The sequence below is a fragment of the Amycolatopsis nigrescens CSC17Ta-90 genome, assembly GCF_000384315.1.
GTDB lineage: Bacteria > Actinomycetota > Actinomycetes > Mycobacteriales > Pseudonocardiaceae > Amycolatopsis > Amycolatopsis nigrescens.
Genome location: NZ_ARVW01000001.1, coordinates 2,445,035 through 2,467,444, shown reverse-complemented (window position 1 = coordinate 2,467,444; position 22,410 = coordinate 2,445,035). Strand labels below are relative to the sequence as shown.

The 22,410-nt window shown below is 71.8% G+C and carries 20 protein-coding genes; 8 read left to right on the top strand and 12 right to left on the bottom strand.

The window, feature by feature from the left end; all coding sequences use genetic code 11:
* Nucleotides 1-4: 4 nt before the first annotated feature.
* Both AMYNI_RS0111370 and AMYNI_RS0111365 read left to right on the top strand, forming a co-directional pair.
* Entirely contained in the window at nt 5-2,155 is a 2,151-nt protein-coding gene (locus AMYNI_RS0111370; RefSeq protein WP_020668134.1) for a TNT domain-containing protein, read from the top strand.
* Entirely contained in the window at nt 2,152-2,445 is a 294-nt protein-coding gene (locus AMYNI_RS0111365; RefSeq protein ID WP_020668133.1) for a hypothetical protein, read from the top strand. The genes AMYNI_RS0111370 and AMYNI_RS0111365 overlap by 4 nt, the downstream gene beginning before the upstream one ends.
* Here AMYNI_RS0111365 and AMYNI_RS44375 read toward each other — a convergent pair whose 3' ends face one another.
* Nucleotides 2,446-4,716 carry a patatin-like phospholipase domain-containing protein gene (locus tag AMYNI_RS44375; RefSeq protein WP_020668132.1) on the bottom strand — a complete coding sequence of 757 codons (2,271 nt, stop codon included), beginning with the start codon at nt 4,714-4,716 and terminating at the stop codon, nt 2,446-2,448. It abuts the gene before it with no gap.
* A 129-nt stretch (nt 4,717-4,845) separates the two neighbouring features.
* Complete coding sequence (hisN, locus tag AMYNI_RS0111355) at nt 4,846-5,646, bottom strand: histidinol-phosphatase (protein ID WP_040405676.1); 801 nt, start codon at nt 5,644-5,646, stop codon at nt 4,846-4,848.
* Between the two features lie 39 nt (nt 5,647-5,685).
* On the opposite strand from hisN, the gene AMYNI_RS0111350 reads away from it, so the two are divergent.
* The 3 genes from AMYNI_RS0111350 (at nt 5,686) to AMYNI_RS0111340 (ending at nt 8,249) form a co-directional block, all read left to right on the top strand.
* Complete coding sequence (locus AMYNI_RS0111350) at nt 5,686-6,378, top strand: response regulator transcription factor (RefSeq protein WP_020668130.1); 693 nt, start codon at nt 5,686-5,688, stop codon at nt 6,376-6,378.
* A gap of 25 nt (nt 6,379-6,403) precedes the next feature.
* Entirely contained in the window at nt 6,404-7,687 is a 1,284-nt protein-coding gene (locus tag AMYNI_RS0111345) for an ATP-binding protein (RefSeq protein ID WP_020668129.1), read from the top strand.
* Between the two features lie 61 nt (nt 7,688-7,748).
* On the top strand, nt 7,749-8,249 hold the full coding sequence (locus AMYNI_RS0111340; RefSeq protein WP_020668128.1) for a hypothetical protein: 501 nt from the start codon (nt 7,749-7,751) through the stop codon (nt 8,247-8,249).
* Between the two features lie 46 nt (nt 8,250-8,295).
* Here AMYNI_RS0111340 and AMYNI_RS0111335 read toward each other — a convergent pair whose 3' ends face one another.
* From AMYNI_RS0111335 to AMYNI_RS44360, 10 genes are all read right to left on the bottom strand, one after another.
* A complete protein-coding gene (locus AMYNI_RS0111335; protein ID WP_020668127.1) occupies nt 8,296-8,727 on the bottom strand; it encodes a Pvc16 family protein in 432 nt (143 codons plus the stop codon).
* Between the two features lie 2 nt (nt 8,728-8,729).
* Entirely contained in the window at nt 8,730-9,386 is a 657-nt protein-coding gene (locus AMYNI_RS0111330) for a response regulator transcription factor (RefSeq protein ID WP_020668126.1), read from the bottom strand.
* Between the two features lie 110 nt (nt 9,387-9,496).
* Nucleotides 9,497-10,162 (bottom strand): response regulator, encoded by a 666-nt coding sequence (locus tag AMYNI_RS0111325; protein WP_020668125.1) that lies wholly within the window; start codon nt 10,160-10,162, stop codon nt 9,497-9,499.
* The gene (locus AMYNI_RS47185; RefSeq protein WP_020668124.1) at nt 10,159-12,390 is read right to left on the bottom strand and encodes a sensor histidine kinase; all 2,232 of its coding nucleotides are present in this window, start codon (nt 12,388-12,390) and stop codon (nt 10,159-10,161) included. Before AMYNI_RS47185 ends, AMYNI_RS0111325 begins: the two co-directional genes overlap by 4 nt.
* Before the next feature lie 168 nt (nt 12,391-12,558).
* The gene (locus AMYNI_RS0111315; protein ID WP_020668123.1) at nt 12,559-13,407 is read right to left on the bottom strand and encodes an NAD(P)H-binding protein; all 849 of its coding nucleotides are present in this window, start codon (nt 13,405-13,407) and stop codon (nt 12,559-12,561) included.
* A 149-nt stretch (nt 13,408-13,556) separates the two neighbouring features.
* Nucleotides 13,557-14,192, bottom strand: coding sequence for an MFS transporter (locus tag AMYNI_RS50095; RefSeq protein ID WP_020668122.1), 636 nt, complete (start codon nt 14,190-14,192; stop codon nt 13,557-13,559).
* On the bottom strand, nt 14,167-14,907 hold the full coding sequence (locus tag AMYNI_RS50090) for an MFS transporter (RefSeq protein WP_245573914.1): 741 nt from the start codon (nt 14,905-14,907) through the stop codon (nt 14,167-14,169). Before AMYNI_RS50090 ends, AMYNI_RS50095 begins: the two co-directional genes overlap by 26 nt.
* A gap of 351 nt (nt 14,908-15,258) precedes the next feature.
* A complete protein-coding gene (locus tag AMYNI_RS0111305; RefSeq protein ID WP_026360310.1) occupies nt 15,259-15,813 on the bottom strand; it encodes a GtrA family protein in 555 nt (184 codons plus the stop codon).
* A gap of 137 nt (nt 15,814-15,950) precedes the next feature.
* On the bottom strand, nt 15,951-16,499 hold the full coding sequence (locus tag AMYNI_RS0111300; RefSeq protein ID WP_020668120.1) for a GtrA family protein: 549 nt from the start codon (nt 16,497-16,499) through the stop codon (nt 15,951-15,953).
* A gap of 25 nt (nt 16,500-16,524) precedes the next feature.
* Nucleotides 16,525-18,744 (bottom strand): sigma-70 family RNA polymerase sigma factor, encoded by a 2,220-nt coding sequence (locus AMYNI_RS44360; protein ID WP_020668119.1) that lies wholly within the window; start codon nt 18,742-18,744, stop codon nt 16,525-16,527.
* A gap of 256 nt (nt 18,745-19,000) precedes the next feature.
* On the opposite strand from AMYNI_RS44360, the gene AMYNI_RS0111290 reads away from it, so the two are divergent.
* The 3 genes from AMYNI_RS0111290 to AMYNI_RS0111280 all read left to right on the top strand — a co-directional run bounded on the left by AMYNI_RS0111290 (nt 19,001) and on the right by AMYNI_RS0111280 (nt 22,410).
* On the top strand, nt 19,001-19,840 hold the full coding sequence (locus AMYNI_RS0111290) for a nucleotidyl cyclase domain-containing protein (RefSeq protein WP_020668118.1): 840 nt from the start codon (nt 19,001-19,003) through the stop codon (nt 19,838-19,840).
* A gap of 118 nt (nt 19,841-19,958) precedes the next feature.
* Complete coding sequence (locus AMYNI_RS44355) at nt 19,959-21,257, top strand: glycosyltransferase 87 family protein (RefSeq protein ID WP_020668117.1); 1,299 nt, start codon at nt 19,959-19,961, stop codon at nt 21,255-21,257.
* Nucleotides 21,235-22,410, top strand: a complete 1,176-nt coding sequence (locus AMYNI_RS0111280; RefSeq protein ID WP_026360309.1) for a glycosyltransferase 87 family protein — start codon at nt 21,235-21,237, stop codon at nt 22,408-22,410. Before AMYNI_RS44355 ends, AMYNI_RS0111280 begins: the two co-directional genes overlap by 23 nt.

The following is a 22,410-nucleotide window of genomic DNA, read 5'->3' as shown; positions in this document are numbered from 1 at the left end:
GGGCATGGGTATCGACCTGCCCCAGGAGCTGGCGGACGTGGCGGCGAAGGCCGGGCTTTCCTGGCCGGAGGCCGACGAGGACGCGATGCGGGCACAGGCCACCGCGTGGCGCGAGGCACGGGAGCGACTGCTCGGCCTGACCGGTGACGCGGACGCGGGGGCCAGTACCGCCGTGTCGGCGATGTCCGGTCCGGCGGGGGAGGCGGCGGGCCGGCTCTGGTCCGGGTTCGCCGATCCGGACGACGGGCAGCTCAGCACGGCCGCGCGGGGTGCGGGTGAGGCGGCGGACCGGCTGGAGCACGCGGCCGAGCAGGTGGGCACGGCCAAGGTGGAGATGGTCCGCCAGCTGGTGGACGTGGCCAAGAACGCCGACGCGGCGGACGCCGCGGCTTCGGCGGGGCATCCGTCCGCGCTGCTCGGCCTGGACAGCGCGCTGCGCGGCGCCGGTGCCAACCTGACCGCGGTCACCGACGGGCTGGCCGGCGCGGTGGGCCCGGCCGCGGGTGCGCCGGTCGCCGCGGTGACCGAGCTGGTGAACCCGAACCCCGGCGCGCATACCGCGCAGGGCCAGTCCGGGCTGCTCAGCGCGGTCACCGGACTGCCAGCCGAAGTCGTGTCCACTGTGGATAACGTGGCCGCGCCGGTGGCGAAGGCAGCCGAGCCCGTGCTGTCCACGGTGGACAACGCCACCGGACCGGTGGTGCGAGCGGCCGAGCCGGTCCTGTCCACCGTCGACGACGTGGCCAGGCCGGTGGTGCGGGCAGCCGAGCCCGTTATGTCCACTGTGGACGAAGTGGTGGAGCGGGTGCCGGACCGGCTCGGTGACGCTTCGCCTGGCCATTTCACCGAAGCGCCACCGGGCCACCTCGGCGACACCGGTACCGCGCTGCGGCCGACCTGGGACGAGGGCACCGGGCCGATCCGGCTCGGCGGTCCGCCGGTTCCCGCGCAGTACGGCGGTTTCCTCGACGCCGGCGGCTTCGACGACGTGCCCACCCCGTCGGCCGGCCTGCCGCTCGGCCCGCCCGGTGGGGTGCCGACCCCCGCACACGGCACGACCAGCGCGTCCGGCTTCACCGACGCGGCCTTTTCCGCGCCGCCGTCCGCCGCGCCCGCGGGAGTGCCGCCACTGCAAGGGGTTCCGGCCGGGGGCGCACCGGCGATGGGCGCACCGCCGTTCGGCGGCCCGCCGGCGGGTTACGGCCCGCCGCCGGTCGCCGGGAGCCCGATGGCCCCGATGGCCCCGATGGCGCCGCAGGCCCCGGCCGCTCCGGTCGCCCCGCCGGTGCCAGGAGTCCAGGCGGGGTACGGCTCTGCGGCGCCGGCGCGGCAGACCGGCGTCCGCTGGGGCCCCGAGCAGCCCCCGGCCTACCCGGGTCCGCGCGCGGACCCGGCACCGCCGCGCCCGGCCCCGGCGCCTGCGCCGCCGCCCGCGCAGGCCGGAACACCGCGTCAGGAAAGGGAAAGCCTGGTCGCGCTCTTCCTCGTGCACATGTTCCCGATCGGCCACCTGCCGGTGGCCGCGGACCGTCCGCAACGGCAGCTGCCCGCCCCGTCCGCCGAGGTGGACTACGTGGTGGGCCTGCGTTTCGAGCCGCACGACCACCCGGAGTCCGCGCGGCTGGACAGCGCGGAGGCGCTGGCCAGGGTGCGGGACGGCTGGAGCAGGCTGGCCACCCCGCCCGCCGAGCCGCCGGCGGAGTTGATCGAGGGGCACGACCCGCTCGGTGGCCTGCACGAGCGGGACTGGGATCGGCGTTATCTCGGCGGGGTAAGGGCCTCGGTGCCGGAGTACGCGTGGCCGCCCGGGGAGCTCTACCCGGAAGGCGGCTATGAAGCGGGCGTTGCCGAGATGCTGGCCGAAGGGACGCTGCTGGACCGTTTCGGGGACGTCCGCGGCCGGGTGTTCGCCCCGGCGGGCACCCCGTTCGCGCAGCGTTCGCTGCCGCCGAGCCATCGGGAGGCCGGGTACCGGAAGTACCGGGTGCTGCGGGAAGTGCCGATGTGGCGCGCGATCTCGGCGGCCTGGTTCGGCCAGCCCGGCGGCGGGGTGCGTTACCGCGCGGTCTACACCGCCGACGAACTGGTGAGCATGGGCTACCTCGCCGACGTCACCTTCCCGACCGGATCGAACGCCGAAGAAGGGCCGCGATGAACATCGAAGCGCTGGTGCGCTGGCTGGAAGCGATCGGCGTGCCGAACGAGGTCGTCTCGATCGGGGCCGAGGCGGACAACGCGTGGTGCGTGCTGCGCACGGACTCGCCCGACGGCACCGAGAGTGCCGACGCCGTGGCCTGGGAGGTCTTCTGGCGCGAGCAGGGCAACCGGTACGACTGGGCGCGGTTCAGCAATGAGCAGGTCGCCTGCCACTACCTGTTCGGCAGGCTGGCCTGGTCGCAGGTCGCCCGCGGCGCCGTCGGCGTCCTCCCCAACTCCGTGCCCTGACTACTCGGGCGGGGTGAGGCGGAGTAGGGGGTTGATCGGGGAGGTGCCGTCGAAGGGGGCGGCCAGCTGGACCTCGGCGAGCGCGGTGAGCTCGGCCAGGGTGGACTCGATGGTCGCGGTGTACGGCTCCTTCATCGGCCATTTCCGGTCGGATGCCGGCTCGTCGAACCAGTTCCGCAACGCCTCCGGAATCCGGTAGGAGGTGGCGCCGGTGGTGTAGATCGCCGAGCGGCCCTTGGCCTGGTGGGCCAGTTTCCGGTACTGGCGCAGCGCGATCCGCAGCCGGATCCAGCGGTACCGGTCCGTCTGCGTGAACCCCGGCGCCTCGCCCTGCCCCTCGGTCGCGGTGAACCGCCGCTTGAGCTGCTCGCCGGCCTGGTGCCCGCGCAGCGCCAGCTCGGCGATGTCGCCGGGCCGCATGAACAGGTTGGTGCCGCCCTCGCCGTCGCCCTGGCGGACGTCCGCGATCCGGCCGCGGAACCCCGGCAGCTGGGACTGCATAGTGTCGCGCCAGCTCATGAACGTGTTCAGGATGAGGCCGACGAAACCGGTCGCCCCGCCGCACTCGGCCCAGTTCGTGACCGGCGGCGAAGAGTCCTGCGCGGGGATGTGGACCGCGTCCGCGTCGGAGACCTCGCCGTCCATCCGGCCGAGGTTGAGCCCGAAGGTGGGCCAGCGCGGCAGCAGCGTGTCGAAGAAGTGGATCGGGAAGTTGCTGGTGATCCCGCCGTCGGAGAACCAGTGCACCTTGCCGTTCTGGCACAGCGGCACGGCGCAGATCAGTCCCGGCAGCGACAGGCTCATCCGCGCGGCCAGCACCACCGGCATGTCCCACGGCTCCGGCAGCCAGTGCAGCGGTTCCCGCTCCTCCTGGTGCCGCGGGCAGATCTGTCCCGACTGCCTGGTCGCGGCCAGCTGGGCGACCACCCTGCCCGGCACGATGCCGGTCAGGCAGAGCTTGCAGAACTGCCAGTGGTCCACCCCGGTCGGCGCGGTCAGGAAGGGCAGCCGGTACGGCCTGCCGGCGGAGAGGTCGGTGGTCATCAGCGCGAGGTTGACCACCCGCCGCTCGTTGAGCTCGGCCAGCTCGCGGACGTCCTCCTCGGCCACGTCCCGGCCGCGCCAGAGCTGGCCGAAGGTGAGCGCTTCGCCGTACTCGCCGCCGGGTTCGTGGGGCCCCAGCCCGGCGAGGTCGTCGATCCGGTCGGCCAGCCAGGTCGCCAGCGGCGGCACCCCGGTAGACGCCGGCATCCCGGCTTGGCGGTCCAGCCAGGCCGGCTCGAACTCGGCCGAACCGGCCACGATGCCGAAGCGGAAGGACTCGCTCTTTTTCAGCAGCGGCAGGGTGACCGCGCCGTAGATGACCGCGACCACGGCGGGCACCGCGAAGGTGAGCACCAGCCAGCACAGCACGGTGAGCGCGCCGGCGACCAGCCAGCCCGGCCAGGAACCGGGAGCGTCCAGCACCCCCATCCCGATCAGGCCGAGCACCAGCGGCGTCAGCAGCACCAGTGACAACCTGCCCATGCTCGCCGCGGCGGCCCAGATCACCGCCGTCGCGGCGGCCACCGCCAGCACGGCGGCCGGGATGGCCAACGCGGCGATGGCACTGTTCCAGCGGTCCGGCGGCACCGCCCAGTTCAGCGCGAACGGCCCGGCCAGCCAGGTCACCAGCAACAGGATCAGCACGATCCTGGACAGCCAGCCGACCGCGCCGAACAGGGCGGCGACCACCGCGCCGATCGGGCCGCGCCCGGTGGTCTCCCGCCGCTGCATCAGCGCCGTCGCCAGCCGGTAGGCCCGGTGCAGCGAAGGATGCGGCTGGAACAGCTGGGCCAGCCGCCAGCTCCGGTCCCCGGTGCTCGGCGCCAGCCAGGCCACCAGCTGGGCCAGTCCGGCGAAACCGGGCCGGACGGCGGCACCGGACACCTGCGCCGGCTGCTCGGCGAACCGGCCGTGCTCGGCGGCCGCCGTCGCCGCCGCCGCGATGGCGCCCGCGGAGGCCCCGCCGACGTTGCGGAAGACGTAGTGCTCGGCGAGCGAGCAGACTGCCAGCGGGTAGATCACGCCGCTGGTGGTGCCGCCGCGCATGGTCAGGTCGCAGGAGCGGTTCGCGTACTGGTGGTAGCGCGCGGGGTCCTGCTGTCCCTCTTCCTCGGCGCGGCCCGGTGACCAGCGCAGCCAGTCCGTCCCGGAGTCCTTCGTGTACTTGTCCGGCTGATCCATCTCGAGGGCCAGCATGCGCTGAACGGGATCTTCGGCGGGTGCCATGGGGCCTCCAGCGAGCTGGGTGGGAAGCGAGCGAGCGTCACTATCCCAGAGCGCGGGGTGCCGCATCCCCGCGTCCACCAACTAGTTACCCGAACCCCTCCGGATGGAGCAGTCGCGGATCCGTGCCGGTCATTTTCCGGGCTCGCGCAGCAGTTCCAGCGCGGGGGAGTGCAGCAGGGAGTTGGCGGACAGCGCCGAGCCGCCGGTGAACCCGGGCCGGCCGTGGATGTCGCTGAACACCCCGCCGGCCTCGGTCACCAGCACCTGCGCCGCGGCCACGTCCCACGGGTTCACGATCGGCTCCGCGGCCAGGTCGATCGCGCCCTCGGCGACCAGGCAGTGCGACCAGAAGTCGCCGAACGCCCTGGTCTCCCAACAGGCGTCCACCAGCGCGAGGTAGCGCTCCCTGGAGTGGTGCTCGGCCCAGGAGCCGAGGTCCGTGGTGGACAGGTACGCGTCGGACAGCTCCGCCACCGCGGACACCGAGATCCGGCGCTCGCCCGCGTGGTCGCGCACCCAGGCCCCGTCGCCGTCCGACGCCCACCAGCGACGGCCGAGCAGCGGCGCGCTGATCATGCCGACCACCGGCTCGCCGCCGTCGACCAGGGCGATCAGGGTGGCCCACACCGGGACCCCGCGCAGGAAGCTCTTGGTGCCGTCGATCGGGTCCAGCACCCAGGCCCGGCCGGTGTCCGGCACCGAGCCGCCGCGTTCCTCGCCGGCCACCGTGTCCGCCGGCCGGTGCTCGCTCAGCAGCGCGCGAACGGCGTCCTCCACCGCGGTGTCCGCGTCGGTCACCGGCGTCCGGTCCGGCTTCCGCCGCACGGCCAGGTCCAGTGCGCCGAAACGCGCGGTGGTGATCTTGTCGGCGGCGTCCGCCAGCTGGGCGGCCAGGGTCAGATCGTTCGCGTATCCGGGCACGGTGACGATGTTTTCACGCCGGTGAGTCGTAGAGTTGGCCAGGTGAGCATGGTGCTACTGGCCGAGGACGATCCGGCGATCGCCGATCCGCTCTCCCGCGCGCTGCAGCGGGAGGGCTACGAGGTGAAGGTGGTCGGGGACGGCCCGTCGGTACTCGACGCGACCGCCGAACAGCGGGTCGACCTGCTGGTTCTCGATCTTGGACTGCCGGGGATGGACGGGCTCGAGGTGTGCCGGCGGCTGCGCGCCAGCGGCACCGAGCTGCCGGTGCTGATGCTCACCGCGCGCACCGACGAGGTGGACTTCGTGGTCGGCCTCGATGCTGGCGCCGACGACTACGTGGCCAAGCCGTTCCGGCTGGCCGAGCTGCTGGCCAGGATCCGCGCGCTGCTGCGCCGCCGGGTGCCCGAGGTGCTCGACGCCGGCGGGGTGCGGATGGACCTCGGGGCCAGGCTGGTGACCGTGGACGGCAGGGAGATCCAGCTGGCGAACAAGGAGTTCGAGCTGCTCCGGGTGCTGATGAGCCGGGCCGGCCAGGTGGTCAGCCGGGACGAGATCCTGGCCGAGGTGTGGAACGACCTGGAGTCCAAGACCTCCAAGACGCTGGACATGCACATGTCCTGGCTGCGCCGGAAGCTCGCGGTCGGCACCGACGGCAAGGCGGTGGTCGCGCACTCCGCGGACGGCGAGCGGCGGATCGCGACCGTGCGAGGGGTCGGGTTCCGGTTCAATGCCGAATAGGCCGAATAGGAGCGGATAGCAGCCGATGCGCCGTCGAATCCTGCTCGCCATCCTGCTGGCGGTCGCGGTCACCGGGGCCGCGCTGGGGATTCCGCTCGGCGTGGTGGCCTGGCTGCTGGTGGACAACCTGGCCAGGGAGACGCTGGCGTCGGACGCGCAGAAGATCGCCGCGTCGCTGGACAGCGACCTGGCCGAGAACAAGGTGCTGGACCTGGACCAGGTGCTGGTCGCGGTCCCGCCGGACGGCAGGCTCACCGTGCGTCGCCCGGAGGAGCCGCCGATGATCGCCGGGGTCGACCCCGGCACCGACCTGATCACCGAGACGGTGCCGATCGCCAGGCAGGGCACCGTGGAGCTGGCCATTCCGGCCGGGCCGCTGCGGGCAAGGCAGACCCAGGTCACCGTCGGGGTGGTGCTGCTGGTGGTGCTGTCCGTCGGCACCGGCACGGTGGTCGCCACGGTGACCGCGCGGCGGCTGGCGAAACCGCTGCGGCACGTGGCCGAACGGGCCGCGAAGCTCGGTGGCGGCGACTTCCGGCCGGACCCGAGCCGGTACGGAGTTGGCGAGTTGGACATGGTGGCCGAGGCGCTGGACGCCTCCGGCAGCGCGCTGGCCCAGCTCGTGCAGCGGGAACGGCAACTGGTCGGGGACGTCTCGCACCAGCTGCGCAGCAGGCTGACCGCGCTGCAGCTGCGGCTGGAGTCGCTGACCGTGGTCACCGACCCGGAGATCGCCGAGGACGCCAGGGCCGCGCAGGAGCAGGCCGACCGGCTCGCGGACGCGTTGGACGAACTGCTCGCCGCGGCCAGGGCGGCCAGCGAAGTCGGCGCCGAGCCGGTGGAGCTGGCCATGCTGATGGCCGAGATCGCCCAGGAATGGCGGCAGCTGCTGCGTTCGGAGGGCCGCAACCTCCGGCTGCGGGTGGCCGAAGGGCTGATGGCGCGGGTCACCCCGGCCCGGCTGCGCGAGGTGATCGGCGTGCTGCTGGACAACGCGAAGCGGCACGGCGCCGGCACGGTCACCCTGGCCGCCCGCCGCGGTGACGCGGACGCGACCGTGGTGGTGGAGGTCAGCGATACCGGCTCGGGCATTCCGGACGAACTGGCGCCGCACGTGTTCGAGCGCGGGTTCTCCGGCGGCGGCTCGACCGGGGTCGGGCTGGCGCTGGCCCGCGCGCTGGCCGAAGCGGACGGCGGACGGCTGGAGCTGTCCAGCAAACGGCCGGCGGTGTTCAGCCTCTTCCTCCGGGTGCCCCGGCCCGGCGATGTGGCGCACGTGCGCTGGCCAGCGGAGCGGGTGCCCCGGTAGCGCACCAAGGACTGCCCGATGGGGATTCCGCTGGTCACCCCGGATGGCCTACCTTTAGCGCATGAGCGGGAAGCGTGCCGAGATCCCGTCGTTTCGGTTCCGGCTTCCCGACCTGCCACTCGCCGGTGCGGCGACGGCCATCGGCAAGGTTTCGGTGACGGTGCGGCTGCGGCTGCGCGGAGTGCTCGACGTGTGGTCGGCCGACTCCGCCGGCGCGCTGACCATTTTGGACGGTCTCGTCGCGGGGATTTTCGTGCAGGGCGTCGATTCCGCGGAACCGCGGATCAGCTCGGCGGCACGGCACGAGTTCCGCCAGACCTGTGCGGACCGGGATGCCGGCGGCCTGTTCAGCTTCACCGGGACCTGCGCGGTGCGGTTCACCCGTGCCGACGATCTGGTCACCGGGGAACCCGAGTACCGGCTCGAGGTGCGGGCCGCGCGCACGCACGGCGACCCCGGCGACGACCTCGGGCACGAACTGGCCGCGCTCGGCGGCCTGAAGCTGGTCGGCAGCTCGATCTCGGCCGAGCAGTCCCTGCGCCGGCTGCTGAAACCGTCGTGAGTGAAAAGCGTTGCTGCAGCAACACTTTTCACTCACGACCTCCCCCTCACTCGGCCACCGGCACGCTCACCTCCAGTACGAAGGCGGCACGTGCCGGCATCCCGAGATTGGTCCACAGCGCCCCCGGCCCGGTCTCGGCCAGGTCCAGCCGGACCGGCTGCCCGCCGTCCGCGAACCCCGTGCCGAAGCAGTCCTTCGGCACGGTTTCGGTCCGCATCGCGGTGCGCAGCGCCTGGTCGAGCAGCCGGTGTTCGTCGTCCACCCTGGCCGCCCTGGCGGTGACCAGATAGCTCAGCCGGCAGCGCCGCACCCCGTCCTCGTCGGCATCGCGGTACAACCCGAACAGGAACAGGTCCACCGCGTCCGACGGGGTTTCGGTCTGCCAGGTCGGCTTCGGCGGGTCGAGCCGGACCGCCGCCCCCGGCGGCAGCTCCCGGCCGAGCAGCAGGCACAGCGCTTCGTTGACCTCGTTTATCACGGTCAGATCAGGCCTTCGCGCATCGCGTAGGCGACCGCGTGCGACCGGTTGCGCAGCTGGAACCGGTTGGTGATGTCGTGCAGGATGCTCTTCACCGTCCGCTGCGAGTAGCACAGCTGGTCGGCGATCTCCTGAGTGGACAGTCCGGCCGCGACCAGCCGGAGCACGTCGGTCTCGCGGCTGGTGATGCCGGCCAGGTGCAGCCCCCTCGGCTCCAGCACCTGGCGCTGCAGCCGCGACACCCGGCTGAGCAGCCTGCCGAGCAGGTCCGGCGGCAGCGCGCCCTCACCGGCCGCGGCCGCCTTGATCAGCCGGACCAGCACGTCCACCTTGGCGTCCGCGCGGCGGGCGACCGCGCACACCCCGTGCTCGATCGCGCCGAGCACCTCGTTGTCGTCCACCTCGCCGGCGACCAGCACGATCCTGGTGAAGCCCTGGCCCTGCAGGGAGCGCAGCTGCTGGGTCATCTCCTCGTCCAACCGGTCCGCGACCAGCAGCGCCACCGTGCCGGCGTTCGAAGCGTGCCCGCTCGCGGTGGTCTCGGCCGTTCCGCTGACCAGCCACACGTCGTCCCGCGTGCGCAGTGCCATGCAGACCCCGTCGCGCAGGATCGGGTCGGTGGCTCGGACGGTGACCGGTATCCGTGTCTGCCCCATCATTTGATTTGTCCCCTCTGTCCCCTAGAGGCCTCTCACAGTGCCCGAAAGGTTGTCCTAGGCGCATGGGACCCAGGTCCTGTTGTCACCCGACCCGGCCGCCCCCTCGGACGTCAGGGGTCGCTCGACTGGCTGCCCAAACCGGCGTCGCGGGCCCGGATGATGGCCTCCGACCTGTCCGCGACGCGCAGCTTGGCGAACACGCTGGAGATGTGGTTGCGCACGGTCTTCGGGCTCAGCGAGAGGGCCCTGGCGATCGTGGAGTTGCTCTGCCCGCGCGCGATCAGCACCAGCACCTCCCGCTCGCGGGCGGTCAGCTCCGGGAAGGCCAGGTTCTGGCTCGGCGTCGGATTGCTGAAGAACCCGAGCAGCCGCCCGGCGATCTCCGCGCCGAAGATGGCCTCGTGCCTGCCGACGGCCTGCACCGCGCGGATGATCTCGTCCGGGCCGGCGTCCTTGAGCAGATAGCCGCGGGCACCGGCGCGCATCGCGGCGAACACCGTCTCGTCCTCGTCGGACATGGTGAGCACCAGCACCCGGGTGTCCGGGCGCTCGGCCAGTATCCGGCTGGTCGCCTCCACCCCGCTGATGTCGGGCAGCTGCAGGTCCATCACCACCACGTCCGGGCAGAGCGCCGCGGTCGCGCTCACCGCGTTCGTGCCGCCCGCCGCTTCGCCGACCACCTCGATCTCGGGTTCGGCGCCGAGCATGGTGCACACCCCGAACCGGAACAGCGGGTGGTCGTCCACCACCAGCACCCGCAGCTTCCGCTCGCTCATGGGGCGTCCTCCGGCATCGGCAGGCTCGCGGACACCATGGTGCCGCCGCCGGCCAGCCGTTCGGCCCGGAACTCGCCGCCGAGCTCGGTGGCCCGTTCCCGCATCGAGCCGAGCCCGATGCCGGGGCCGGGGCATGGCCGGGACGGCAGGCCGATCCCGTCGTCGGTGATGGTGATCCGCAGGCCGTCCCCGGTCCGGAGTTCGACGGTGCAGGTGCGGGCCTCGGCGTGTTTGGTCACGTTGGTCAGTGCCTCACAGACGATCCGGTAGGCGGCGACGTCCACCGCCGGGGGCAGCGCGGGCAGTTCGGCCGGCGCGTCCAGCGTGAACTCGCACCCGGCTGGGTCGACCGCCTGGTTGAGTGTGCCGACATAGTCCTCGATCGCCGCCAGCAGCCCCAGTTTCTCCAGCACCGGCGGTCGAAGGCCGTGGGTCAGCCGCCGGATCTCGGTGATCGCCTCGCCCAGCGCCACCTGGAGCCGGGCGAGCAGCACCGACGCCGGCACCGCTTCGCCGAGGGTGCGTTGGGTCGCGTGCAGGCCGAGGGTGATCGCGGCCAGCGTGGTGCCGACCCCGTCGTGCAGCTCCCGCACCAGGCGGCGGCGTTCTTCTTCGCGGGCGGTCACCAGCCGGTCGCGGCTGCGCAGCAGGTCGGTGGTCAGCCGGGCGGTGTGCACCACGGTGCCGGCGTGCCGGGCGACCTCGGCCAGCATCGAGCGTTCCTTGCGGCGGAGCACCTCGCGCGGGCCGCGGCGGGCGATCACCAGCTGGCCGACCAGCTCGCCCTGGTAGCTGAGCGGGAGCCGGTGGCACAGCGGGGTGGGCGTGCCGTAGCTGGCGGCGCGCTCGGTGCCGGAGTTCCGGTCGAGTTCGATGGCCACATAAGGCAATCGCAGGGCGACGCCGATCGTTTCCACCACCGCCGGCAGTTGCTCCTCCGGGGTGTGGATGTTCTCCAGCCGTTGGGCCAGCGTTGACACCACCCGGTAGGGGTCGTTGCGTTCGCCGTACAGCTTGGTGTTGACCACCGCCTGCAGCCGGGCTCGCAGCGGCTGCACCGCCAGCGCCAGCACCGCGGCCGCGACGGCCTGCTGCCAAAGCTGGTCCAGCGGCGGGAAGAGCAGGCTCAGCAGGCTGACCACGCCGATGTAGACCCCGGCCAGCAGCACGGTGAGCGTGCCGTAGACCAGCGACCGGCCGAGCACCACCTCGATGTTCAGCGCGCGGTGGCGCAGGATGGCCACGGTCACCGCGAACGGCACCGGCAGGAAGGCCAGCGTCTGGTACTCCAGCGGAATCGGCGGCTCACCGGCCAGCGCGGTGGGCAGGATCCACACCGCGAGGTAGAGCGCGGCCCCGCCGCCGAGCGAACCGGCCAGCCAGCGCAGCCGACGGCGCAGCATCACGTCCCGGTACCGGACGTACTTGCCGATCAGCACCCCGGACACCAGGAACGGGTAGACGTACAGCGAGCCGATCGCCGGCGAGCCGAGCAGCGCCAGCCTGGCCAGCGGCTCGTCCACCACCAGCGACGCGTACCCGGCGATCACCGCGTAGAGCCCCACGGCGCCGAGGTAACCGGCGATCACCCAGCGCCGGTGCCGCTGTCGGTCGGTCACCTCGGGAAAGGCCAGCGCGAAGTGCAGCATGCCGCCCCAGAGCAGGGCAAAGCAGAACTCGCCGCCGTACCAGCGCAGGAACTGCCCGCCGGCGAAGAGGTCGAGCGCCTCCAGCTGGAAACAGCCGGAGGCGGCGATGGTGGCCACCCCGATCCCGGAGGCGAGGATGCCGGCGTGCGCGGCCGGGTCCCGCGGCCGGATCAGGAAGATCACCAGCGCGGTGCCCAGCAGCGCGAAGTTCACCAGCAGCGAAGGCCAGGCCCGGCCGAGGTTGCCGGCCAGGTCGTAGGTTCGCAGGGTGACCTCGACGGTCTGCCGTTGCTCGTCGCGCACGATCTCGTAGTGCAGCACGTCGCCGGCCCGGACCGGCTCGGCCAGGCGTCCCTGCGCCGGGACCACTCCGTTGACAGCGATCAGCCGGTCGCCTTCGCGCAGCGGCCCGCCGGGGACGGCGTCGCGGATGATGACCTGATCGGCGGCAACCGCGGTATCCCCGGCGTTCACCGCCGTGCCGTCGCTGGGCGCCGCCGCGCGCGAAACGATGGACCACCCGGCCACAGCCAGGAAGCCGATGGTGAGCACCAGGAAAAGGGTGGGCACCCGCCGCATGCCCCCCGATTTCAACACAAGATGAAGCATCCCGCACAGCGGTCGTCCAGCCCAGCCATTTCCCCTACTCGCTGGGCCCACCCCCACCCGAATGGCCTAACGCCCCAGTCCCTTAAGGCCACCATGAGGGCATCCAACGCCCCCATGGTGGCCTTAAGGGACAACTGATCAGCGGAAGAGGTGGGCGTGTTGGCGGGACCAGTCGGTGAAGGTGAGGGCAGGGCGGCCGAGGAGGGTGGTGACGGTGTCGAAGACAGTCCGATGGGCTTCCGGGGAGGAGCGCCGCATCTTGAACATGCCGTCGATCGCCGGGCCGGTCCAGCCCCATGATGCGAACCGCGCCCTGGTCACCTGCTCGGATTCGACCGCCAGCCGAAGCGGCCGCCCGACCGCTTCGGCCAGCACAGCCACCTGCTGCTCGGCGGACAGCGCCGCGCCGCCGGTCAGCTGGTAGGTCGCGCCGTGGTGCCCGTCGGTGGTGAGCACCTCGGCGGCGACCGCGGCGATGTCCCGGCAGTGAATCATCGCGGAGTCCGGCTCGCCCTCGGTCACGTAGGCGACGCCTTCCTCGCGCACGGACTTCAGCCAGGCGAACCGGTTGTCCATGAACGCGCCGGGCTGCAGGATCGTCCAGTGCGGGCCGGCGTTCCGGATGATCTCCTCGGACACCCGGTGCCCGCTCGAAATCGGGTCGGTGCCGCCGAAGTGCACGCCGGTGGTGGAGATCTTCACCAGCCGGGCGGCACCGGCGGCGGTCGCCGCGGCGGCCAGGTTCGCCTCCTGGGCGGGGCCGTCCCCGCCGTGCCCGGAGGTGAGCACGAAGACCGCGTCCACCCCCTTCAGCGCGGCGGGCAGGGTGGCCGGGTCGTCGAGGTCGCCGCGGACGACGTCCACCTCGGGGTCGAAGCGGGCCTTCGCCGGGTCGCGGGTGAGTGCCCGCACCGGCGCGCCCTTGGCGAGCAGCAGGGGGACCAGTTCACGGCCGATCTTGCCGGTGGCTCCGGTGACCAGAATCATTTGTTTTACTCCTTTGTGGACTTGAGGGTCATGCACTATCCAGTCGACGGGGGCCGCCCGGAGGGTGGCTCGCGGCGGCTGGATGCGGGCGACCCGCGGACGGTGGATGCGCCGGCGAGCGTGCATGACACTCATTGATGTGACTGTGATCAGTGGTGGGCGCGCAGCGGGATGTTCTTCAGTCCCAGCGCGATGAGCAGGCCGGCACCGAGCATCGGTGGCACGACGAGGAAAACGCCGTGCAGCGCGCCGGCATAGGCGTCCGGGCCGGGCTGCCCGGTGCCGAGGGCGCCGGTGAAGATCGACCCGAAGACCGAGATGCCCAGCGCGGTGCCGAGGGAACGGAGAAAGGTGATCGCTCCGGAGACCGCGCCGAGGTCGCCACGCGGGGCGGTGTTCTGCGCGGCCATGGTGAGCACCTGGAGGTTGAGCCCGGCGGCGAGGCCGAACAGGGTCAGGTAGCCGACCAGCACCGGCTCGGCCGTGTTTTCATCCACTGTGGACAAAAGCACGGCGGCAACGACGCCGAGCGCCATGCTGGCCACCGGGTACCAGCGGTAGCGGCCGGTGCGGGCGATGAGCCTGGCGCTGACCATCGAGGCCGCCACCACGCCGAACATCATCGGCGCCAGCAGCAGCCCGGTCCCGGTGGCGCCCGCCCCGGTGGCCGCCTGCACGAACAGCGCGAGGTAGTTCACCGAACCGAGGAAGACGAACCCGGCGATCACGCTGACCGCGACGGAAATGCTGAACGTGGCGTCACCGAACAGCCGCAGCGGCAGCACCGGCTCGGCGCTCGGCCAGCACGAACGCGCCGGTCAGCACGACGACCGCGGCACCGAGCCCGAGCACCACGGGTGAGTTCCACCCAAGGCGCGAGCCGGCCCATGCGGCGAGCAGGGTGGCGGCGGTGATGGCACCGCTGAGCAGGAACAGCCCGGCCCAGTCCAGTTTCGCGCGCCTTTCCCGGTGTTCGAGGTGCAGCAGTCGGGCGACCGCGAACACCGCGACCGCGCCGAGCGGCAGGTTGACCCCGAACACCGAGCGCCAGCCGAACAGGTCGGTCAGCACGCCACCGACCAACGGCCCGGCCAGTGCGGAAACCGCGAAGCAGAGGGAAAACCAGCCGTAGTACCGGGCCCCTTCCCGTGGTGTGAACAGCTCGCCGACGATCGCGAGCACCGAGACGAACAGCCCGCCGGCACCGGCGCCCTGCAGCACCCGGCAGGCGATCAGCACCGGCATCGACGGCGCGAGCGCGCAGGCCGCCGAACCGGCCAGGAAGAGCGCGATGGCCAGCAGGAACATCTTCTTCCGGCCGAACAGGTCGCCGAGCTTGCCGTACAGCGGGGTGCTCACGGTGCTGGCGATGAGGTAGCCGGTGGTGACCCAGGCGAACTCGGACAGCCCGCCGAGGTCGTCGACGACGCGGGGGAGCGCGGTGGCGACCACCTGCGCGTCCAGCATGGCGAGGAAAACGGCCAGCAGCAGGGCCGGCATCAGTGGTTTGACACGTGTTTTCGGAGCGGAGCGCGGCTCCGCGACAGGAATGGGCAAGACGAATCCAGGTTCTGGAGTGGGAATGCCTGGTCACCGATGGCGACCGGCAAGGGAAACCGGGGAGCACGCCGAACGGCGCGCTCCCGCCAAGACGGGAAGTTTCAGCCTGCGTCCGCGGCCGTGCGACGGCACTGCGGATGCGGCTCTCTCCGTCCGGTGATCACCTCTTCATTCGTCCCACTCGACCGGTTCGAACCCCGGCCGGCGTCTCGCGTCTCGCGCTTGAGAGGACGTCGCGGATTCGCGACGTCTAGTTGACCATAGACATCAATATGTCAAAGTGCAAGTACTTTAGCCGCGCTTCAGCGGCTGGATCTCCGCCTCGCCGTCCTCGTCCGGATCGATGGTGCGGCGGCGCTGCCCCAGCTCGTCCGGGAAGACCCACTTCTTCATGCCCCAGAACCGGAACACCATCGCGGCCAGCACGCCGATGATCGACCCGCTGGTGAAGTCGGCGACCTCCTGCACCAGCCTGGACACATGCGGCACCTCCAGGTGCAGCATGTATCGCGACGCGTACAACGGGATCAGGTTGACCACCACCGCCGCCCCGCTGACCAGGAAGAACAGCGCGGCCTCGTGGTGGCGCTCGCGGCCGCCGCGGGTGTTGAACGACCACTCGCGGTTGAGGATGTAGGAGACCACGCTGGCCACCACGATCGCGATGGCCTTCGCCGTGGTCGGTTTCTCCGACAGCACGGTCAGCTTCAGCAGGTACCAGACGCCATTGTCGACCACGAAAGTGGTGCCGCCGACAATCGCGAACTTCAGCAGCTCACGGTGCTTGAGCAGCACCGAGCGCAGCCGTTCCGGCGCATGCGACAACATGGATTCGACAATCGTCACGCGGTCGATTCTACGTAGCCGTTCCGGGTGCCGGGGCGAGGCCGCCTTCAACCTCTTGATTCAGTAGACGAACAGAGCAATCAGCCTTAACAAAACGAGCTCTTTGTCCTGTTTTCGCTGAAGTAGTCCGGAAAGTGTCAGGCGGCGCGATCCTCGGGCAGTGCGTCGGTCCCCGCCCGACGCCGGCCGCGTGGCGTGCGAACATCGGCTTGCGGGAAGACCCACTTGCGGAACCCCCACCAGCGGAACACGGTGCCCAGCAAAGTACCCAGGATGAAACTGCTCACATAGTCCGCGATCTCCTGGGTGAGCAGGCCGACCTCCGGCACGTGCAGTTGCAGCACGTAGCGCGAAATCGCCAGCGGCACCAGGTTCAGGCCCACCGCGATCGCGCTGATCAGGAAGAACAGCGCCGCTTCGTGCCGGCGCTGGCGGCCGCCCCTGGTGCGGAACGACCACTCCCGGGAAAGCACGTAGGAGAAGATGGTCGCCACCAGCACCGCGATGCCCAGCGCGGTCAGCGGCTGGCGGGAGAGCACGGTGAGCTTGAGCGCGTAGCCGACCACGTTGGTGACCACGAAGGCAAGGCCGCCGACCACCGCGAACCGGAGCAGTTCGTGGTGGGTGATCAGGAGCGCCTTCAGCCGCCTCGGCAGCAGCCTGAGCATCTTGTCCGTGACCGGCATACCGGCGGACGCTACCCGAGCCGGGTCAGAGCCAGGGCAGCAGCCAGCCCCGTGAAGTGGTCGTCGTGGTCACCGGCGGGGTGGTGGTCCGGTCGGCGGGCGGTACCTGGCCCGGTTCGCCGTCGTGGGTCGGCCGGGGCGGCTTGCCCGGGGTGCTGGACGGCGTCTTCGGCACGGTCGGCGTGGTCGGCTTCGTCGAGGTGGCCGGCGGGGTGAGCGTGGGCTTGCCCGGTCCAGGGGTCCGCGTGACGGTCGGCTCCGGGTCGTCGTCGCAGGCCCACCAGCAGTCGAAGTACACCGTGCGCGACTCGGTCGCCGAGCCGAGGGTGGCGGTCGCGGTGACCCCGGCATTGCGCTCCGGGCGCTGCTTCAGCTTCAGCCACAGCCGCAGGTGCTCGCCGGGTTCCAGCGCCTCGTTGCTGACGCAGGTGGTGCTGCCGGCGCCGAGGTCGCAGCTGGCCCGCCAGCCGCCGAGGATCAGCTCGGCCTGCCGGTTCAGGGTGAGCTCGACCGGTTTGGTGTTCGGCCCGCGGTTGCTCATGTCCACGCTGACCCAGGCGTTGCGGTCCCACGGGATCGCGGTGCTCCACAGCGTGCTGACGTGCAGGCCCAGCTCGTCCGGGGCTTCGCGGACCGCGACGTTCACCGAGATCGAGACCTTGACCAGGCTGCCCGAGGCGACCGAGCCGCGGACCACGCCCGGCTCGGCCGTGTTGTCGGCCCGTAGCCGGTAGGTCAGCACGGCGGTCTGGCCGGGTTCCAGGCCGGTGTCGGTCGCACAGCTCACGGTGCCGTCGCCGGCCGGGCAGTTCACCCGGATCGGCTCGTTGGCTGCCTGGGCCGCGAAGCCCTGCGGCGCACCGCCGCCGCCACCGGCGTTCACCGCGTGCACGCCGTTCGGCAGGTCGAGGGTGACCACCACCGGCTCCGACTTGCTGCCGCCCTCGTTGCGGACGGTGATCGGCAGGTCGACCGGGCTGCCGCCGGGCTGCAGCTCGATGCCCTCCGGTGGCGCCACCGCGGTCATCTTCGGCGGCGCCGGGCTCGGCGGTGTGGTGGTCGGTGGTGCCGGTGGTGCCGGTGGCGCCGGGGTCGGCGTTTCGGCCGGCGGGGGGACCTGCGGGGGCGGCGGGTTCACCGCCGGCGGTGGCGGTGGCGGAGGCGCGGGTGGGACGACCGGGGCCGGTGGGGCCGGTGGTGGCGGTTGTGCGGGTGGTGCCGCTGCGGGAGGGGGCGGCTGGACGGCCGCGGCCGGGATCTCCTGGTCACCGCCACCGGCGGCGAGGCCGACCGCGATCGCGGCGGCCATCGCGACCCCGGAGACGCCGACGGTGAGGAACTGGCGCGGCCCGGCGGCGGCCGCACCGGCGGCGGCCCCACCCGAGGTGCCCGCTGCGGCACCAGCGGCCGCGACGGTGACCGCGCCGGCCTTGGCGGCACCGGCGGTGGCCAGGTAGCCGAGTACCGCGCCGCCGAGCACCATCGGGCCGATGATCGCCCGGAGTGCGCCGTTGACGTCGGCCAGTTCGGCGGCCAGTGCCCGGCAGCGGTCGCATTCGTCGAGGTGGGTCTCCACCTGCGCGCGTTCCCGTTTGGACAGCCCGTCCCTCGTCCACGCGCCCAGCCGCTCGGCGGCGGCACGGCAGCGTTCGGCGGAGGTCTCCGCGAGATGCACCTGAAGATAAGCCTGCCGGAGACCCTCACGCGCCCGATAAGCCAACGCGGAGACACCGTTCGCGGTCAACCCGAGCAGCGGAGCGACCTCGGCCGGGGTCTGCCGCTCGATCTCGGTGTGCCAGAGCACCGCCTGCCACCGCTCGGGCAGCCGGGCGAACGCCTTCGCGGCCATGGTGCGCTCGAGACCGGCGACCGCGGTGTCGGAGAACGGTACGGTGAGCGCTTCGCCGGCGGTTCCGCCGACCATGGCCATGTCTTCGTTCAAATCGATCTTGCGGTCTTTACGCGTCTTGTCATACGCGGTGTGGCGCAAGGCCGTCAGCAAATACGCCCGAAAGGCTGAATCTGGGCCCTTACCACCACGCAGAGTGTCTAATACTTTGGCGAAAGCCTCGGAAACGAGGTCGTCCGCTTCGGCTTGTGACTTCGCCAGCTGCCTGGCCAGGTTGTAAGCCGAGTTGACGTGACGTTCGTAAAGCGTGCCGTAGGCGGCGATCGTTCCGGCGCGCACCGAGCTGATCAGCTCGGCGTCACTCTTGCCACTGAGATCGGCGGGAACGGTGGACACGGGTCTCCTCGGTTTACTGGGAAAGCGGCGGGGGTCTCCCTTCCCCGACACCTACCCTGACGTAGCGCGAGGAACAGTGTGACGGACACAGCGAGCAACGTCACCTTGTGGGCCTCCCGTTTACCCGGAGAGCGCAATGGGTTCACCCGCCTCCTGGGAAAACCTCCTTCCCAACCTCACGTCACGCGGACGGAGGTATGGCGTCCCTACCTCGAAAGTGATCAAACGCCGACCGAACGGAAAGGACGGTTGCGGAGTGGATGTGCCGGCCACCGGTGCGCCGTCCAGGGGTAGCTCGTCATGGGTCGATCGGGACGGCCGGCTGCGCGCCTTGCGGGCGCGCTGGCGAGCCGCCAGCCTGGCCTCGGGATGGCGGTTCCCCAGTGACTGGGCGCTGCCCGAGGTGGATCTGGTCTGCGTCGCGGTGCTTTCCGACGGCGGACCGGAGACCGCGCTGGCCGGCCTGGCGAGGGCGCGGGCCGCGGCCGGTGCCGGGCTCGCCGAGACGCTGACCGACCTCGCGGCACTGCACGCGGTGCTGGCCGACCCGGAAGCGGTGGACGGTTTCGTCGCGCCGGACGTGGACGCCACGCCGTCCCGGCTGCTCCGGGTGACCGCGGTGGCCTGGGCCGACGTGGCGATGGACCAGCTGTCCACCATCGAGGTCACCGATCCGCTGACCGGCCTGCCGACCGTCGCGTACCTGCGCACTAGGCTCGGCGAGCTGTACCGCCGCGCGCGGCGGCACGGAGGACGGCCGTCGGACGAGCACACCCTGCTGGTGGTCTCGATGGACCTGTCCAAGGTCGGTGGCTGGCCACGGCTGACCAGCATGATCCTGGCCGCGGACGCGCTGCGTGCGGTGTTCGACAGTGGCGAGAGCGTGGCGTCGATCGGGCCTTCCGCGGTGGCCGCGCTGGTGCCGAGGGACGGCGGGATCGCGGCCAACGCGGTGCTGCTGCGGCGCGAGCTGAACGACCGGCTTTCGGTGGACGCCCAGCTGCACGAGGTCGGCCAGCCGCGGATCAGGGTGATCCGGCTGCCGGACGACCACGATGCCGCGTGTGAGCTGCTGGGACGCCTCGGGCGGGCGTGATCGCGCGCCGGTGGGGGCTGTGCGGCCGGGTGCGGCGGGTTCGTGATTTCCTGATGGGGTGATTCAGCCCGCGCCCGCCGCCGAGCCAGCCGCCGACGGCGAGTCCCGTACGCGCGACGTGACACCACGCCTGGCGCTGCGCACTTCGCTGGTCAGGCTGTCCGTCCGGCCGCGATCGGTGCTGCTGCTGTCGCTGGTGCCGTTGCTCGCCGTGGTGTTCGGCGTCATCGGTTGGCTGGTCGACTGGCGGCTCGGGGTGGACAGCGCGGTGTACCGGGCCGGCGCGCTGACCCTGCTGCAGGGCGACCCGCTCTACGACAGCAACACCCTGGGCACCGAGCCGTGGTGGGCGTTGCTGCCGTTCACCTACCCGCCGACCGCCGCGCTGATGTTCACGCCGCTGGCGCTGATGCCGATCCAGGTCGCCTGGGGCGTGCTGACCGCGGTGTCCGTGCTGGCGATGGCGCTGGTGATCCGGATCGCGATCGGCTCGCTGCCGGCGCCGACCGAGGACGGCCCGCGCTGGTGGGCGTCGCCCGCCCGCTCGACGCTGGTGTTCTCGCTGGTCCTGCTGGGCCTGGAACCGGTGTGGCGGACCATCTTCCTCGGCCAGATCAACCTGATCCTGATGGCGCTGGTGGTGCTGGACGTGCTGGTGATCAGCGCGCGCGGTTCCCGCTGGGGAGGGGTGCTGGTGGGCGTGGCGGCGGCGGTGAAGCTGACGCCGCTGGTGTTCATCGGCCACCTGTTCGTCACCGGCAGGCGGAAGGAGGCGTTCCGCGCGCTGGGCACCTTCGCCGGGTTGCAGGGACTGATGTTCCTGATCATCCCGCACGACGCGTTCCGCTACTGGACCTTCACGCTGCCGGACACCGGCCGGATCGGGCCGCTGCACTGGGCCGGGAACCAGTCGCTGAACGGGCTGATGAACCGGCTCACCGACCTGGCGCCGTGGGCAGGCACCGCGGCGTACGGGCTCGGCGCGGTGCTCGCCATCCCGGCGCTCTGGCTGATGCTGAAGTTCCACCGCCGGGGGCAGGCGCTGGCCGCGCTGCTGGTGACCGCGTTCTGGATCCTGCTGGTCTCGCCGGTTTCCTGGTCGCACCACTGGGTGTGGGCGGTGCCGCTGATCGTGCTGCTGGTCTCGCGGCTGCCCAAGACCACCCCGGCCACCGCGTGGAAACGCTGGCTCGGCGCGACGGCGGTGATCGCGGTGTTCGTCAGCTGCGTGCTGCTCGCGCTGCCCAACGGTCGGAGCATCGAGCTGCACTGGGCGGTCTGGGAGTTCGTGCTGGGCAGTTCCTACATCCTGATGCCACTGGTGCTCGCCGCGGTGCTGGTGACCCGCTGGCTGCTTCGCCGCCGGGCCGCCCGAGCCAATCCACCGGCCGAGCATGTTGACGCGACCACGGGTTAACGCCGGCCTGTTGCCGGTCGTTCTGCTGGTCGGCGGCGCGCTGCTGTTCGGGGTGTTCGTCTGGCTGGTCGGCTGGCAGCTCGGCGCGGACAGCGCGGTGTACCGGGCCGGGGCGCTGACCTTCCTGCACGGCGATCCGCTGTACGACCCGGAGCGGCTGAGCACGCTGCCGTCCTGGGTGGCGCTGCCGTTCACCTACCCGCCGGCCGCCGCGCTGCTGTTCGTGCCGCTGACCGCGTTGCCGTCCGGGCTGACCTGGGGTGTGCTCGCGGCGGGCTCGGTGCTGTCGCTGGCCGTGGTGGTCCGGCTCGGCCTGCGACCCGCACCGGCCTCGTGGCGGCGCTGGCCGGTGGTGGCCGGGCTGACCGTGCTCGCGCTGGGCCTGGAGCCGGTCTGGAAGACGATCTTCCTCGGCCAGGTCAACCTGCTGCTGCTCGCCGCGCTGCTGCTGGACCTGCTGGTGGTCGGGGCTCGCGGTTCCCGCTGGGGAGGGGTGCTGGTGGGGGTGGCGGCGGCGGTGAAGCTGACGCCGTTGATCTTCGTGGTGCACCTGTTCCTGATCGGCCGCCGGGCGGACGCGGCCCGCGCGCTGGGCACCTTCGCCGTGCTGCAGGGCGTGATGTTCGCGGTGATGCCGCGCGACGCGATCCGCTACTGGACCGAGGCCGCCACCGATCCGGACCGGGTCGGCTCGGTGCACTGGATCTTCAACCAGTCGTTGAACGGCCTGCTCAACCGCGCCACCGAACTGGCGCCGTGGTCGTTGCCGGTGGCGCTGGCGATCGGCGCGGTGCTGGCGGTGCCGTCGATCTGGCTGGTGCGGCGGCTGCACGCGCGGGGCGAGGCGCTGGCGGCGGTGCTGGTGTCCGGGTTCCTCGCGCTGCTGATCTCCCCGGTCTCCTGGACGCATCACTGGGTGTGGGCGGTGCCGCTGATCGTGCTGCTTGCCGCGAAGGGCCGCTACTGGGCCGCGCTCGCGGTCACCGCGTTCTTCGGCAGCGCGTTCATCATGTTCGTGCCCAACGGCGGGGAGACCGAGTTCGGCTGGGGGCTCGGGTTCGGCGTGCTCGGCAACGGCTACGTGCTCGCCGCCGCGTTCGGCCTGCTCGCCGTGGCCGCCCTGGAGCTGCGAAAACGCGCCAAGCTAGTCTGA